The following is a 726-nucleotide window of genomic DNA, read 5'->3' on the forward strand; positions in this document are numbered from 1 at the left end:
CGGGCTTTCGGGTACGGGGCTCTCACCCTCTACGGCGACCCCTTCCAGAGGCCTTCCCCTAACCACGATCTTTTCTGACTTCCCGCCGGCGCGGCAGCACCGGCACACACGCGTCCCACGACCCCGCCTCCACAACCCCTGCCGGGTATCACATGGAAACGGTTTAGCCTCTTCCGCTTTCGCTCGCCACTACTCACGGAATCACGGTTGTTTTCTTCTCCTGTGGGTACTGAGATGTTTCACTTCCCCACGTTCCCTCCACACGCCCTATGTGTTCAGGCGCGGGTCACACCACATGACTGGTGCGGGGTTTCCCCATTCGGACACCCTCGGATCAACGCTCGGTTGGCAGCTCCCCGAGGCTTATCGCAGCCTCCCACGTCCTTCATCGGCTCCTGGTGCCCAGGCATCCACCGTGTGCCCTCAACATCTTGGCCACACACAACCCCACCCTCACCACGCCGATCCCCGAGAGGACCGGACCACCAAGGGCGGGACACCTACAAACCATCGAACTGAAGCTCTGAACAAGTTCAGAGATCAAAGATGCTCGCGTCCACTGTGCAGTTCTCAACGACCAACCCGTCACCCTCCCCGCTGATCCCACCGGCCCGCACACGTGCGGCGATGTGGCATCGGGAAAGGCCCGGACGAGGTGCTCGCCTGCTCTCCGGCCGCAGCCGGCGAGCAGGAGTCCGCTCCCTCAGGACCCAACAGCGTGCCTAC

Annotated in this window: 1 rRNA gene; it reads right to left on the reverse strand. The window is 62.9% G+C overall.

The features are described 5' to 3' along the window. A 23S ribosomal RNA gene (locus ACI8AA_RS23935) occupies positions 1-437 on the reverse strand; the annotation flags it as partial. Positions 438-726 lie beyond the last annotated feature (289 nt).

Source organism: Geodermatophilus sp. SYSU D01180, from assembly GCF_054050415.1.